Origin of the sequence: Streptomyces sp. 8L, assembly GCF_020176795.1 — a bacterium.
GTDB lineage: Bacteria > Actinomycetota > Actinomycetes > Streptomycetales > Streptomycetaceae > Streptomyces.
This window is the reverse complement of the sequence record NZ_JAIUKE010000008.1, coordinates 53,381-66,702: the sequence shown is the minus strand read 5'-3', so window position 1 is coordinate 66,702 and position 13,322 is coordinate 53,381. Positions and strand designations below refer to the sequence as shown.

Here is a 13,322-nt window from a genome sequence, read left to right as displayed (position 1 = left end):
AGCCCCCCTTGCCGGGCCGTTTGGTCATGGGCGGGGCTCTGGGACGGATGATCTCCGTGAGTCCGCGGCGGTCGGTGCTGCGCGGGGCGGCCTCCGGTCGGCGGCCGCCGCGGCGATGTACCCGCGCCTGCGGTACCAGCCGAGGACGAGCAGTGCGGCGATCAGGGGCACGAGGGCCATGGTGTACGAGCCGGTCGGGCGGTCGAAGGCGATCAGGACCAGGACGGCGGCGAGGAAGCCGAGCGCGAGGTAGGCGGTGACGGGGGCGCCGAACAGCCTGAACGCGGGCCGCTCGACCCGCCCTTGGAGGGACCAGCGGCGCAACCTGATCTGGCACAGCACAATGGTGGCCCAGCTTGTGAGAACGCCGAGCGAGGTGGTGTTGAGCGCGATCTCGAAGGCCCGGGAGGGCGCGAGGTAGTTCAGTCCGACGCCCAGGAGCCCGATGGCGCCCGTGAGCAGGATGCCTCCGTAGGGGACGCCGCGGCGGTTCATCCGGCCGAAGAACCGCGGAGCCGCGCCCGCCTGGGCGAGCGAGTGCAGGATGCGGCCGGTGGAGTACAGCCCGGCGTTCAGGCTGGACAGGACCGCGGTCAGGACCACGAAGTTCATCGCAGTGCCGGCCGCGGCGCTCACCCGCGGCCCGCCGAAGTGGCTGAAGAACGTCACGAACGGGCTCTGCGACCCCGAGTAGAGCTGGGACGGCAGGAGCAGCGCGAGCAGCAGCACGGAGCCGCAGTAGAAGACGGCGAGGCGGACGATGACGCTGTTGATGGCCCGGGGCATCGTCTTGCGCGGGTCGGTGGTCTCGCCCGCGGCGATGCTCACCAGTTCCGTTCCCGCGAAGGCGAGGACGACGCCCTGCGTCAGCACCAGGGCGGCCCCGACGGTGGCGGCTCCGTGGGGAAGCAGTCCGCCGTGCGCCGCCAGCATCGGGACGCCGGTCTCGCCGGCGTCCGTCGGCCGCCGGGCCGCGAGGACGACGATGCCGATGACCAGGAAGACCACCAGTGCCCCGACCTTGACCAGCGCGAACCAGAACTCGGTCTCACCGAACATCCTTGCCGAGATCAGGTTGAGGCCGACGACGACCGGCAGGGCCACCAGGGCGAGAAGCCATTGCGGGACGGCGGAGAACGCCGACCAGTACTTCACGTAGAGGGCGACCGCCGTGCAGTCGACGATCGCGGTCATCGCCCAGTGGAAGAAGTACATCCATCCCACGGCGAACGCCATCTTCTCGCCGTAGAACTCGCGGGCGTAGGACACGAACGAACCGCTGGAGGGCCGGTGCATCACGAGCTCGCCCAGCGCGCGCAGAACGAGAAAGGCGAAGAAGCCGCAGATCGCGTAGATCACGACCAGGAAGGGCCCGCCCTCGTGGAGCCTGCTTCCCGCGCCGAGGAACAGGCCGGTGCCTATGGCACCGCCGATCGCGATCATCCGCAGGTGGCGTGCCTTCATGCCGCTGCGGTAGCCGGTCTGCTCCTCGTCGAAGTCGTGGGTGGCGGGTTCTGCGGGCTGCCGGACGTATCTCGTCCCGGCTCCGTCCTCCGGTGATGTCGTCATTGGCGTCCCTCCTCCTCGTGCGGTGCGGTGGGGTGGGGTGAAGTCGGTGGTCGTGGGCGCCCTGGTGCTTTCGCCCTCCTGTTTCCTCAGCGGGTCTCCGTGGCCGCGGGGGCGTCCAGGCCGACCGGGGTGCTCTCCCCGCGCAGGCGGGAGCGGAAGGTCTCCGGGAGGGCCATGAGGCAGCCGGCGCTGAGGGCGGTCGCGGCGAGCAGGTACGCCGTCACGCCGCCGGTGCCGAGGGAGGAGGCGACCAGGGCGGTGGCGATGAACGGGGCGAGGGCGCCGCCGAAGATGCCGGCGAGCTGGAAGCTGAAGGAAGCGCCGGTGTAGCGCTCCTGGGTACGGAAGAGTTCGGGGTAGAGGGAGCCCATGACGCCCCAGGTGCTCGCGTGGCCGAGGCCGAGCGCCACGGCGAAGGCAAGCACGGCCAGGCCCTGGGAACCGGAGTCCAGCAGGGGGAAGAACAGGAAGGACCATGCGGCGAAGACCGTCAGCCCGGCCAGGAAGACCTTCTTGCGGCCGATCCGGTCGGACAGCAGGCCCATGAGCGGGATGACGACGATCTCGCAGGCGGCGCCGACGGCAAGGGCGATCAGTCCGACATCGGTGTCCAGGTGCAGGTTGGCTGTGAGGTAGCTGAGGCTGTAGGTCGCGAAGGTGTAGTAGGCGACGTCGACACCGATGCGGGAGCCGGTGGCCAGGAGCAGGTTCCTGGTGTCGTGTCGGAACAGGGAGACCAGAGGGAAACGGGAGGTGTGGCCCTGTTCCTTGATCTCCTGGAAGGCGGGGCTGTCGGAGACGGTCAGCCGCATCACGAGGCCCACCGCCAGCAGGACCGCGCCGGCCAGGAACGGGATGCGCCAGCCCCACTGGGTGAAGGCGCCGCCGCTGACGAAAGCGGCCAGGGCCATCATGCCGCTGGCGCAGAGGTTCGCGGCGGGGCTCCCGATCTGCGGCAGGGAGCCCCACAGCCCCCGGCGCCCGGAGTCGGCGTGTTCGGTGGTCATCAGGACCGCCCCGCCCCATTCGCCGCCGAGGGCGATTCCCTGGACGAGGCGGAAGAACACCAGCAGGGCAGGAGCCGCGGCCCCAATGGTGTGCGCGGAGGGGATCAGGCCGATACAGACGGTGGAGACGCCCATCACCACGATGGTGACGACGAGGGAGGTCTTCCTGCCGTGCCGGTCGCCGAAGTGGCCGAAGACCAGCGCGCCGAGGGGGCGCAGCAGGAAGGACGCGGCGAAGGTCGCGAAGGACTGCATGGCGCCGATGAACGGGGTGGAGTGGGGGAAGAACACCGTGGGGAAGGCGACGGCGGCGCTGGTGGCGTAGATGTTGTAGTCGTACCACTCGATGACGGACCCCATCGTGCTGGAGGCCAGCACGCGAGCGGCGTTGCGCCGCGGCGCGGGGGTGACGGTGGTGCTGCCGTTCATAGGGCGACTTCCCTTGTCGGTCATGGCGGCTCAAGCACGGGGGCGGCGGGGGTTCAGAGCAGGTCGGCCAGGCGCTGGATGTCGGACCGGTTGTTGTAGAGGTGCAGGCTGGCGCGGACTCTGCCGCGCCGCAGGGACACCCGGACGCCCTCGGCGTCCAGGCGCGTGACGAGCGACGCGGGGTCGGGGACCTGGAAGGAGACGATGCCGGACTGCGCGGTCCCGGTCGCCGGTGTGGCCCCTGCCCGTACGACGGCGCCGGTCAGCTCGTCGGCCAGGGTGAGCACGTGGCGTTCGATGTTCGCTGTGCCGGCCTCTTCCAGCAGTGACAAGGAGGCGTCCAGGGCGAACAGGCCGGCGAAGTTGTGGTTGCCGACCTCGAAGCGGGCGGCGGAGTCGAGGACGGCGGCATTCTCGAAATCGCCGAGGTCGGACTCGTGCAGGCCCGTCCTGTCCACCCCGGCGACGGAGAGGAACGGAGGCCTCAGCCGGTCGAACCGGTCGGCGCGGCAGTACAGGACGCCGAGGCCGTACATGCCCAGCAGGCCCTTCTGGGTCGCGGCGGCCAGGGCGTCGATGCCGTCCCGGTGCACGTCCATGTCCATCACGCCGACGGCCTGGGCGGCGTCGACGAGGAAGAACGCGCCGTGCTCGTGGACGACACGGGCGACGGCGGCGAGGTCCGGACGGGCACCGGTCCACGCGGACACGGCCGAGAGGGTCACGAGCCGGGTGCTGCCGTCGATGGCGGCGGCGACGTCCTCGGCGCGCACGGTCCCCTCGGGGCCGACGCCGACGGTGCGGACCTGGACGCCGCGGTCGCGCAGGTGCATCCAGGGGTAGACGTTGTTGGCGTGTTCGAACTCGGGGCTGACCAGCACGGTGTCGCCGGGGGCGAGTTGCAGGGCGGCACCGATGGTGTTGAGCCCGTCGGAGGTGTTCTTCATGAACGCGATCTCGTGCGGGTCGGCACCGAGGAACGCCGCGGTGCGGGCGCGCAGGCTCTCGACGCGGGCGGACCACTCCTCCTTGTCGGCGCCGCGGGCGCGGCACACCTGGAGGTGGTCGAGCAGCGCCTCGTGCACGCGGTCGGCCATGGGCGCGCGTCCGGCGACGTCGATGTAGGTCAGCTCGTCCAGGACCCGGAACTCCTGCCGGGCCCGGTGGAACACGTCGGTGTCGGTCGCTGTGGTCACTGTCCTGCCTTTCCGTAACCGGCTCCGCCGGGAGTTTCGACTCGCAGCACATCGCCGGCGCGCAGCAGTACGTCCCGGGCGATCCGCGGCAGCTCCTCCTCGTTCTCGGTGCCCGGGTTCAGGAGGAAGCGGCCCGTCGCACCGTCCCGGCCGCCGAGCACGCCGCGGGCCGGCTCCCTGTGCCGCTCGCCGGTGAGGCTGATCCGGGCGGTTTCCGAGAGGACGCGGTAGTCGCGGCGGATGCCGCGCCCGCCGCTGTGCGCGCCGGCGCCGGCCGGATCGTCGCGCAGCTCGTAGCGCTCGACGCGCAGGGGGAAGGCCCGTTCGAGCGCCTCGACCGGCAGGTTGGCGGCCCCCGAGGCGTAGACGCGCACCGCGTCCAGTCCGTCGTGGGAGGCCGTGGCGCCCAGGGCCCCTGCGATGGTCTCGTAGTTGACGAAGTAGTTCCGGGTGCGCTCGTCAAGACCGGCGAAGATCACCAGTTGGTGGGGGCCCGACCCGGCGACCATCCGGTCGGGGGCCGCGAGGGACAGGGCTCCGGCGATCGCGTCGGCCAGGACTCCGCAGCTCAAGGCCCGCGCGCCGACCGGCGCCGGTTCGACGGGGTGGACGATCGTGCCTTCAGGAGCGTGGATCTCCACGCTGCGGTAGAAGCCGTCGTTGGTGGCGATCGCCGGGTCGAGCAGGGCCTTCACGACACAGAAAACGGTCGCCGCCAGCGCCGCGAAAGGGATGTTGCGGGCGTACGGCATCTGCGGGCTCGAGCCGGTGAAGTCGAACATCAGCCGGCCGCCGGTGACCTCGAGGCGTACATGGATGCGCAGCGGAGTGCCGTCGGGCAGCGGGTCCATGTACGCGTCGTGCTCGTAGACGCCAGGGGTGATCTCGGCGTAGCGGGCCCGGATGCGGCGCTCGGTCGCTTCGAGCAGCGCGTCGACGTACTCCTGGAGGGTTTCGGTGCCGTAGCGGCCGGCGAGTTCGGTGAGCCGTTGCTCGGCGACCCGGTTGGCGGCGATCTGGGCGCGCAGGTCCCCGCCGCGGTCCCCCGGGACGCGGGAGTTGAGGGCGACCACCGCGATCACGTCCTCGTTCACCGTGCCCCCGTCCACGATCTTCACCGGCGGCAGCCTGAGTCCTTCCTGGAAGATCTCGCGGCAGTCGGCGGACTCGCTGCCCGCGACGGTGCCGCCGACATCGGAGTGGTGTGCGGTGCTCGCGGCGTAGCCGACGAGGCGGCCCCGGTGGAAGACCGGGGCGACCACGTTGACGTCCGGCAGGTGCGAACCACCGCCGTGGTACGGGTCGTTGGCCACGAACATGTCGCCGGGTTTCAGAGACTCGACGGGATGGCGTTCGTGCACGGCACGCACCGAGCCGAGCAGAGAGCCCATGTGCAGCGGCAGCCGCTGCGACTGCGCCAGCACACGCCCGCGGGCATCGAACAGGCCGGTGGAGCAGTCGCCCCGCTCACGGATGTTGGGTGAGTAGGCCGTGCGCATCAGCGCGCCGCTCATCTCCTCGGTGATGGCGAACACGGCACTGCCGATCACCTCGGTCGTGATCGGGTCGAGGCCAGTCGCGGATGTGCTGGCGGGGGTCATCGTGCCTCCTCGATGATCAGGTTGGAGAACTCGTCGATCCGGGCCCGCTGTCCGGGGAGGACGACCGTGGTGGCGTCCAACTGGCCCACGACCGCCGGGCCCTGGCAGCTCCATCCGGCGGGCAGCGCCTCGCGGCGGTAGACCTCGGCCTGCCGCCAGGCGCCGTCGACGAAGACCTGCCGTACGGCCGGGGCCGGATCGCCCTCCGGGACGCGTTCTGAGGACCAGGACCGCTCGGCCGGGGCGGTCGCCGTGAGGCGGACCGCGACGACCCGCACCGGCTCGCCGGGCAGCGCGTAGCCGTAGCGCTGCTCGTAGATGTGGTGGAAGTCGGCAACCGCCCGCTGGAGCGCCCGGGCGCTCGGCTCGCCGGCCAGCGGTACCGGGAGCGCGTGGCTCTGGTTGGCGTAGTGCAGCTCGACGCGCCGTTCGAGGACGACCGCGTCGCCGACCGATTCGGTACGCGACCACTGAGCGGCCCGCTCCTCCAGGCGCCGGAAGGCGGCGACGACCTCCGTGAGCCCGTCCTCGGTCGCGTCCGCCACGCAGGTGGCCCCGAAGTCGCCCCGCACGTCGGCACTCAGGGCCCCGTACGCGCACAGGATGCCGGGAGCCGGCGGTACGAGCACCCGGCGGATGCCGAGTTCGCGGGCGAGCGCGGAGGCGTGCAGGGGCCCGGCGCCCCCATAGGGCACGAGGGTGAAGTCGCGCGGATCGGTGCCGCGGGCCACGGAGACCGCGCGTACGGCGCCCACGAGGTCGGCCCGCAGGACGCGCAGCACCCCGTCCGCCGCCGCCACGGCGTCGAGGCCGAGCCTGTTCCCGACCTCCGATTCGAGCGCCCGCGCGGCCGCCGGGGTATCGACGCGCAGAGTGCCCGCCAGCGGGGCGTCCGGGTGCAGGAGACCGAGCACGCAGTCGGCGTCGCTCACGGTGGGGCGGGTGCCGCCGCGGCCGTAGGCCACCGGGCCGGGAACCGCGCCGGCGCTCCTCGGCCCCACCTTCAGCAGACCGCCGTCGTCCACCCAGGCGATGGAGCCGCCCCCGGAGCCGACGGAGACGACGTCGACCATCGCGCCCATGATCGGGCGGCCGTCCATCTCCCGCTCGTGCACGACCGGGATACGCCCGTCGCGGACCAGGCACACGTCCGTGCTGGTGCCGCCCATGTCGAAGGTGATGATGTCCCGCACCCCCGCCTCCGCGGCGAGCCGGACCGCGCCGAGCACTCCGGCGCTCGGCCCTGAGAACAGGGTGGAGACCGGGAGGTCGCCGGCCGTCGCCGTGGAGGCGAGACCGCCGTTGGACTGCACCACGCGTACGGGCGGGGTGATGCCCGCCTGCGCGACGCCGTCGGAGAGCCGGCCGAGGTAGCGCCGCATCACCGGCACGAGGGAGGCGTTGACCGCCGTGGTACTGAACCGCTCGTACTCCCGGTACTCGGGGTGCACCTCGCTCGACACCGAGACGGGGACGTCAGGCAGGGCCTTCCTGAGCCTTTCGCGGACCTGCTCCTCGTGTGTCGGGTCGGCGTAGGAGTGCAGCAGACACACCGCCACCGCGTCGACGTCCGCGTCGCGCAGGGCGGCGATCGCCTCGTCGAGCTCCGCTCCGTCGACGGGCGAGACCTCGGTGCCGGCGGCGTCGAGCCTGCCGCCGACCTCAAGGCGCAGTTCGCGCGGCACCACGGGCCGCGGCTTGCGCACGGACATGTCGTACAGATGCGGGCGGCGCTGCCGGGCCAGCTCCAGCACATCCCGGAACCCGGAAGTGGTGAGCAGCCCGGCCCGTGCGGCGGTCCCCTCCAGCACCGCGTTGACGGCCACGGTGGTGCCGTGGTTGAAGCGGCTCACCTGCTCGCGCGGCACGCCGTGGTCGGCCAGCAGGCCCAGGACGCCGGTCAGGATGGCCCGCGAAGGGTCCTCCTTGCTGGACGGGACCTTGCGGAGTGCGACCAGCCCGCGCCGCTCGTCCACCAGCGCGACATCCGTGAACGTGCCCCCGGTGTCGACCCCGATCCTCCACGCCATCCGCTTCTCCTCCGCCGTGTTCTTGACGTTGACGGTCAGCGACATTAGCCAGCGAAAACGAATGCATGCAAGCAATCTCGCGGAAATAAATTTCCTGCAATATTGATTGCATTCATTGCAGCCCTACGGCACTCTCTGAGGGAGACGACGAGGACAACCGGAGGAACCCATGAGCGAACCCGACGAACTGCGCGTCCGGCTGACCGCCCTGGCCCCCTCGCTCGGCAAGGCGCAGCGCCAGGCCGCCCGGGTCATGCTGGAAAGTCTGGACGCCCTCGCCTATCTGCCGGCCTCGGATCTGGCGGAGAAGGCCGGCGTGCACACCGCGACCGTGGTGCGCCTGGCCCAGCGGCTCGGCTTCGAGGGCTACCCCCACCTGCAGCGCTCGCTGCGCTCGACGCTCTCCCAGTGCTCACGCTTCTTGCAGGAAATGGACGAGGACGCCGGCACGGCGGCCGCAACGGTCACCGCCGTCCTTGCACAGGCCCGCCGCAACCTGGAGCAGCTCACGCGCATCACCTCGCCTGAGACACTGGCCGAGGTCGCGGCCAGACTGTCCGGGGCACGGCGCACGCTCGTCCTGGGCCTCGGAATGGCCGGCCCCGTCGCCGCGCACCTGAGTTCGTCGCTGCGCCTGCTCGGCATCGCCGCCGACCAGCCGGCCGACCCCGTCTCGGCCGGGCAGCAGCTCGGCCTGCTCGGCCCCGACGACGCCGTCGTCGCGATCGACTTCCATCGCTACTACCGCGTCACCACGGACCTCGCCGCGGCCGCCCGTCGCGCCGGCGTGCCCGTGATCGCTTTCACCGACACCGAGGTCTCACCGCTGACGGAGTCCGCCTGCCACACGCTCATCGTGCCCTCCGAGAGCCCGACGCCACGCACGTCCCTCGCCACGGCCTTCGCCGTCGTCGAAGCGATCATCGCGCTGACCGCACGCGCCGACCGCGGCCGGGCGGAGGAGTCGATGCGGCGCATCGACTCCTCGTACGCGGATCTGAAGATCTTCGTCGGCGAATAGGCGCCCGCGCACACGCGTCAAACTGATCACCAGCCCCATCGGGGTACCGCGAGCCGCCTGGCACCACGGCCCCGACGACCGCGCGGCTCGCGCGGCCTGCGACGCGGAAGGTCTGGGCTTCTACGGGGCGCCCCTTGCCGCGTTCCTGTTCGTCGCCGGCGACAGCGGGCCGCGACCGGCCGGGCGGACCTCGTATCGGACGGTGATTCGCCCTCGCGCACGAGAGACCGATCCACCTCAGACGAATACGTCGACGTCCAGGCCGAGCAGTGCCTGCCCGGCGCCCCGCGACCGGCCTCGCGCGAAGGCGAAGTGCTGTGCGGTGACGTTCACATCACGCCAGCACCGCTGAATCGGGTCGTCGGCGAGAGAGGCGGACGCCCCCGCGATCTCGAAAGCCACATTGACCGCCTGGACGGCTCCGCGCATCGCGGACTGGGCCGCGAGGGTCCAGTCCGCGCGCGACGCCACGGACACCGCTTCACCCGACCGCACAACCGCCCACATCGCTTCGGTCGCCTCGATGACGAAGCTGCGGCCGGCGCGCAAGGCGCCCTCGGCCTCCGCGAGCCGGATCTGCACGTCCTGGTCCTGGATCAGGGCAGCCCCGTCACGGGACTTGTGCCGGATCAGCCCGGTCAGCTCGTCCAACGCGTGACGAGCCACTCCCAGAGGAATACCCACGAGCAGCGAACGGACCGCCGTGAAGAAGGGCATCCGGTACAGCGCCCCCTCGGCCCGCGGTGGCTCGGAGTACGGCATCAACGTCCGCTCCGCGGGGACGAACGCGTCCCGCACCACCACATCGTGGCTCCCGGACCCGCGCAGCCCGGCCGCGTCCTTCCAGGTCGGCTCGACATGGATATCGGCTGCGTCGAGGACCGCCCAGCGCGTCACCGGCCGCCCTTCGGCGACCCGGGGCGCACCGTCCGGCCCCGTGACGACGAAACCCACTGCGATCATCGTCGCGTGCGGTGCGCCACTGGCATAGGACCAGCGTCCCGATACGCGGTATCCCCCGTCCACCTCGACGCCCTGCCCGGAAGGCGCGAACACGGCGGAGACCGGCCGGCCGGGCCGGTCTTCGAGCAGACGACCCGCGACATCCTGGTCGAGCCAGGCGAAGAACATCGAACTGTTGCCGATCATGGCCGCCCAGGCCGCGGACCCGTCCGCGTGGGCGAGTGTCTCAGCCGTGTGAATCAGTGTGACGGGGTCCGCCTCGAAGCCGCCGAGGCCCCTCGGCAGCCCCAGCCGGAACATGCCCGCCGACTCAAGCGATCCCACGACCTCTTCCGGCAGCGTGCCGACGGCGGAGGCCTCGGGCGCACGCGCGCGCAGGTCTTCGGCCAGCGACGCCGCGATCCCGGGCAGGTCCGCGCCGTTCGCCGCGCCGTACTGCCTCACGAAGCCGTTCATCTCGCGGACACTTCTTCCCCATCAGTGTGTGCGGCGCCTCCCCCGGCCTCCTGACCGTGCGGGGGCACCGTCGATTCACACTGTCCGGATACCACCGTCACACTGGGCCTGTCGCCACGTCATTGCCCACGCACCGTACCGAAGACACGGTCTCGCCGGGCGGCAGGCCGTGCGTACGGTGGGCGATTGGTCCGTGCGCACATCGTTTCCTGGTACGTACGGGCAAAAAGGCGGATGGGCGACGTCAGCACGTGAGTTCATGATGTCGAAGCACGTGGAAGCGCACGCCGGGCAGCCGGGACGGCCGCGTCGGCGTGGTCGCGGGGTGCGGTGTTCGTGACGCCATGGCCATCCACCACGTCACAGGACACCCCTGGCGGGCAGCGGGCAGTGCACGTGCCGAGGGCCGTGGCCCTGGCCACCGCCTGATGTCGTGAGGGCCCTGGAGAGTCCTGGGACCGAGACGCGATACGTGCCGTTGACGCGTCAATACCCCTTGTGGAGCGATGGCTTGGGGCCGTGCGGGGGCCAGGGCGTCGCCGGTGCCGCGGTACGTGGGCGGCCCGCACCGCGCGCCGGGCGGCCCGCGCCCGTCCACTGTTCGGCGAGCATCGCGCGCCGTTCTCCACCGTTTGACAGCCCCTCTCCAGGAAACTACTTTCCTTGAAGGAAACAAGTTCTGACCGAGCAACCCCAAGGAGGCCATCATGACCCGAAACCCCACACCCACCGAGGCAGCCCGCGCCCTCCAGGACGTCCAGCGGCGGCGGGAGGAGTCACTCGGCTCCGCGCGGGATTCGCGCTGGGTGGCGATCCTCTTCGGTGTCGCCGTTTTCGCTCTGCTCGCGGCGCCCGACTTCTTCGGACAGGGCGTCGAGTCCGTGGTGAACATCGTCTTCACCGCCGTCGTCGTTCTCTACGCGGTGCTGCTGCGCAGCAGGCGCGGGTCCGCCGTGCTGGGGCGGCGGACCAGGGTGCGGCGGGACGCGGTCTCGCCGCGGTTCGCGCTGTGGAGCAGGGTGGTCATCCTGACGGTGATGGCCCTCGGCATCGTCGCCGCCTTCCTGCCGCACTCCAGCCTGCCCTTCCCGTACGCGCGGACGATCGCCGGCGCCGTACTGGGCGCGGTCCTGATCCTCTTCGGGGACCGTCTCCAGAGCGCTCTGGCCTCTCTCGCCGCAGGCGCGGAGCACGGACGATCCGGGGCGCTCGATGGATCGTCCTGACTTCGACCCGGTACTGCTGGACCCGACCCGCCTGTCGATCGTGTCACTGCTCGTCGGCACGGAGTGGGCGGAGTTCGGCTGGGTGCGCGAGGCCGCGGGGCTGTCGGCGTCCGCGCTGTCCAAACAGGTCACCACGCTGGGCTCGCACGGATACGTCGAAGTGGAGAAGGGCTACGTGGGCAAGCGCCCCCGTACATGGCTCAACCTCACCGCCACGGGCCGCGAAGCCCTGGAGCGCCAGGTCACGGCGTTGCAGCACATCGTTGACGGCTCCCGGACGGAGGGGCAGGAAGCACGCGTCCAGAGCCCCCGGCCGGGCGGGCGCGGCAAGCGCACGACACACGGGACGTGACGGTGGGGCGAGGCCGCGGGCGCCGGCGGGACGCGGGGTCTCGCGGCACCGGACCGGACCCGACGGGGCCAGGACACGTCCCGGTTCAACCGGTGGGGCCGCTCACGGTGCCCTCGTCCGAGCCGGTCCTGAATCCCGCGAGCAGGTCCGGTTGCCCCGTCCACCGCTGGGCCGCCAGCTCCTCCAGCCGCCTCCCGAGCTCGGCGACCCGCTCGGCGTCCGGCGGCTGTTGGGAGCCCTCCGGCGGCAGGCCGTCACCGGTGGCGGGGGTGCCCAGCATGGAGATGACCACGTCGAGGGCGCCGGGGACGTAGAGGTTCAAGAAGCGGGCGGTCCGGCTTTTCACGGCGAACCCGTGCGGCACACCGCGTGGAATCCTGACGAGGTCCCCGGCCGTCCCGACCGCGGTCTCGTCACCGATCTGCAGGCGGACTTCTCCGTCGAGGATGTAGAAGACCTCGTCGTTGTGTTCGTGCACGTGCGGCGGGGGGCCGGCCTGCTCCGGCATGGTCTGCTCCAGGACCGAGTAGCCGCCCCCGGAGTCGTCGGAGGAGACAAGGGGGCTCCAGCGCCCGCCCCAGGCCCACACACTGGGCACCCGGTCCGCGCGAACGATGAGATCTGAGACGGATGGGACCGGCATGGTCGTCCTCGATTCTGGCAGCGGACAGTTTTCGGAAGCGGACATCCGATTCCGTTTCAGGCTAGACACGGCCGGATAGGGTGTCAACATGTCTGCTGACCGAACGGCGCGCCCGGGGAACGGCGCGGTCCCCACCCGCTCGGACGCCCGGCGGAACCGGGAACGCGTACTCACGGCGGCGCGGGAGATCTTCGCCGAGCGCGGGCTCGACACGCAGATGGACGAGGTCGCGTCCCGCGCGGGCGTGGGACTCGGCACGGTCTACCGGCACTTTCCCACCAAGGCCGCCCTCGCGGCGGAGCTGATCGCGGACAAGTTCGACACGATGGCGCTCGCGGCGCGAAGCGCGGCCGACGAGCGGGCAGGCGGGCAGGCGGCGTTGGAGGAGGCGCTGCGCCGGGCCCTCGGGCAGCTGGAGAGTGACGCCGGCGCGCGAGCGGCCATGGCCGGTTCGACCCACCTCGACCACACGGGCGTCCAGACCGCGTTGCGGAACTTCCTCGACACGCTCGGGACGGCCCTGGCGCGGGCGCAGGCGGAGGGCACGACACGCGCGGACATCACCGTCAGCGACCTCGGCATGATCCTGTGCGGCATGTCCGCGTCCATCGACAGCCGTTCGTACACCGGCTGGGAACGGCATCTGGCCCTGGTGTTCGACGGAATCCGCGTCGCCGCAGGCCATGCGGCACTGCCCGCCGCGCGCTCACGCCCCGGGCCGAAGACGAGTTGAGGGGCCTGGGCGGACGGTCGCCGCCCTCCGCCAGGCCGGAACTGCCGTGGTTGCGTACGGCAGCCGGTGCCGTACTTCGCGGCGTTGTCGTCGGTC

Annotated in this window: 11 protein-coding genes; 4 read left to right on the top strand and 7 right to left on the bottom strand. The window is 71.4% G+C overall.

From position 1 onward, the window contains the following. Positions 1 to 24: 24 nt before the first annotated feature. From LCE31_RS01060 to LCE31_RS01040, 5 genes are all read right to left on the bottom strand, one after another. Positions 25 to 1,569, bottom strand: coding sequence for an amino acid permease (locus LCE31_RS01060; protein WP_225011992.1), 1,545 nt, complete (start codon positions 1,567 to 1,569; stop codon positions 25 to 27). Between the two features lie 86 nt (positions 1,570 to 1,655). Further along, positions 1,656 to 3,005, bottom strand: coding sequence for an MFS transporter (locus tag LCE31_RS01055; RefSeq protein WP_225011989.1), 1,350 nt, complete (start codon positions 3,003 to 3,005; stop codon positions 1,656 to 1,658). A 53-nt stretch (positions 3,006 to 3,058) separates the two neighbouring features. Further along, positions 3,059 to 4,201 carry an aminotransferase class V-fold PLP-dependent enzyme gene (locus tag LCE31_RS01050; protein ID WP_225011987.1) on the bottom strand — a complete coding sequence of 381 codons (1,143 nt, stop codon included), beginning with the start codon at positions 4,199 to 4,201 and terminating at the stop codon, positions 3,059 to 3,061. Continuing rightward, positions 4,198 to 5,802, bottom strand: coding sequence for a hydantoinase B/oxoprolinase family protein (locus tag LCE31_RS01045; protein WP_225011984.1), 1,605 nt, complete (start codon positions 5,800 to 5,802; stop codon positions 4,198 to 4,200). The genes LCE31_RS01050 and LCE31_RS01045 overlap by 4 nt, the downstream gene beginning before the upstream one ends. Continuing rightward, the gene (locus LCE31_RS01040; protein WP_225011982.1) at positions 5,799 to 7,877 is read right to left on the bottom strand and encodes a hydantoinase/oxoprolinase family protein; all 2,079 of its coding nucleotides are present in this window, start codon (positions 7,875 to 7,877) and stop codon (positions 5,799 to 5,801) included. Before LCE31_RS01040 ends, LCE31_RS01045 begins: the two co-directional genes overlap by 4 nt. Before the next feature lie 124 nt (positions 7,878 to 8,001). Here LCE31_RS01040 and LCE31_RS01035 point away from each other — a divergent pair, with 124 nt between their 5' ends. After that, positions 8,002 to 8,853, top strand: coding sequence for a MurR/RpiR family transcriptional regulator (locus LCE31_RS01035; protein WP_225011974.1), 852 nt, complete (start codon positions 8,002 to 8,004; stop codon positions 8,851 to 8,853). A gap of 237 nt (positions 8,854 to 9,090) precedes the next feature. Here the strand turns inward: LCE31_RS01035 and LCE31_RS01030 are convergent, their stop codons facing one another. Further along, the gene (locus LCE31_RS01030) at positions 9,091 to 10,272 is read right to left on the bottom strand and encodes an acyl-CoA dehydrogenase family protein (RefSeq protein WP_225011969.1); all 1,182 of its coding nucleotides are present in this window, start codon (positions 10,270 to 10,272) and stop codon (positions 9,091 to 9,093) included. Between the two features lie 707 nt (positions 10,273 to 10,979). Between LCE31_RS01030 and LCE31_RS01025 the strand changes: the two genes are divergently transcribed. Together LCE31_RS01025 and LCE31_RS01020 are read left to right on the top strand one after the other, a co-directional pair. Beyond that, entirely contained in the window at positions 10,980 to 11,498 is a 519-nt protein-coding gene (locus tag LCE31_RS01025; protein WP_225011967.1) for a hypothetical protein, read from the top strand. Beyond that, entirely contained in the window at positions 11,485 to 11,850 is a 366-nt protein-coding gene (locus tag LCE31_RS01020; protein WP_225011965.1) for a winged helix-turn-helix domain-containing protein, read from the top strand. The genes LCE31_RS01025 and LCE31_RS01020 overlap by 14 nt, the downstream gene beginning before the upstream one ends. 85 nt (positions 11,851 to 11,935) lie before the next feature. Here the strand turns inward: LCE31_RS01020 and LCE31_RS01015 are convergent, their stop codons facing one another. After that, positions 11,936 to 12,493 carry a cupin domain-containing protein gene (locus LCE31_RS01015; protein WP_225011964.1) on the bottom strand — a complete coding sequence of 186 codons (558 nt, stop codon included), beginning with the start codon at positions 12,491 to 12,493 and terminating at the stop codon, positions 11,936 to 11,938. Positions 12,494 to 12,581: 88 nt separating this feature from the next. Between LCE31_RS01015 and LCE31_RS01010 the strand changes: the two genes are divergently transcribed. Beyond that, the gene (locus tag LCE31_RS01010) at positions 12,582 to 13,226 is read left to right on the top strand and encodes a TetR/AcrR family transcriptional regulator (RefSeq protein WP_225011963.1); all 645 of its coding nucleotides are present in this window, start codon (positions 12,582 to 12,584) and stop codon (positions 13,224 to 13,226) included. Positions 13,227 to 13,322 lie beyond the last annotated feature (96 nt).

Coding starts and splice junctions, on each gene's coding strand:
- LCE31_RS01060 (WP_225011992.1), bottom strand. CDS start 1,569: ATGACGACATCACCGGAGGACGGAGCCGGGACGAGATACGTCCGGCAG.
- LCE31_RS01055 (WP_225011989.1), bottom strand. CDS start 3,005: ATGAACGGCAGCACCACCGTCACCCCCGCGCCGCGGCGCAACGCCGCT.
- LCE31_RS01045 (WP_225011984.1), bottom strand. CDS start 5,802: ATGACCCCCGCCAGCACATCCGCGACTGGCCTCGACCCGATCACGACC.
- LCE31_RS01040 (WP_225011982.1), bottom strand. CDS start 7,877: ATGTCGCTGACCGTCAACGTCAAGAACACGGCGGAGGAGAAGCGGATG.
- LCE31_RS01035 (WP_225011974.1), top strand. CDS start 8,002: ATGAGCGAACCCGACGAACTGCGCGTCCGGCTGACCGCCCTGGCCCCC.
- LCE31_RS01030 (WP_225011969.1), bottom strand. CDS start 10,272: ATGAACGGCTTCGTGAGGCAGTACGGCGCGGCGAACGGCGCGGACCTG.
- LCE31_RS01025 (WP_225011967.1), top strand. CDS start 10,980: ATGACCCGAAACCCCACACCCACCGAGGCAGCCCGCGCCCTCCAGGAC.
- LCE31_RS01020 (WP_225011965.1), top strand. CDS start 11,485: ATGGATCGTCCTGACTTCGACCCGGTACTGCTGGACCCGACCCGCCTG.
- LCE31_RS01015 (WP_225011964.1), bottom strand. CDS start 12,493: ATGCCGGTCCCATCCGTCTCAGATCTCATCGTTCGCGCGGACCGGGTG.
- LCE31_RS01010 (WP_225011963.1), top strand. CDS start 12,582: ATGTCTGCTGACCGAACGGCGCGCCCGGGGAACGGCGCGGTCCCCACC.